At 44.9% G+C, this 552-nt stretch carries 1 pseudogene; it reads right to left on the reverse strand.

Annotation, left to right across the window (positions count from 1 at the left end):
• Positions 1-552, reverse strand: a pseudogene (locus ACS8FC_RS20065) (C13 family peptidase); the annotation flags it as partial.

The raw sequence follows: 552 nt of genomic DNA on the forward strand, positions 1-552 counted from the left end.
CAACTATACGTATTGTTAATCAAAGACAACGAGTGCCCGCTGGTCCCAAAACGCACATCAAACAGCTCGCGTACTTTATTGATCTCAGAACGAAAGACGTTTTGACCAGAGAACCCTGCCACACCCATAAAGTACCAGTCGGTTTTGCCATCGATACTTGGGTCTATACTATTTAATGCTTGCTGTAATAAACGGGGCTGTTCATATAGTGCCGCCTCTTCCAACACAGGCTCTACTGGAATTTGCTTAAAGATAGGCTGATCAGCGACATTGCGCTGCCAGATCGTCAACAATGCCACGGCACCAACTAAGATAATAATTCGCTCCCACCATGGTATGCGCAGGCGACGAGAAAAAATCCATAGCAAAGCGAGCGTCTGCCATAAAAACAATACCAAAAATAGTATGGGTAAAAACGAGTAACTCCACTCAGGTAACCAGCCATAGCTACCAAAAAACTGTACCAAGCTCTGTAATAATGCAGATAAGGTATCAGCAACCAACCAAAGAACAACAGGCACAAAAACCAGTGTCTGATTGCTCGCTCGCCGT

The sequence above is a fragment of the Psychrobacter sp. 1Y4 genome (genome assembly GCF_051847555.1).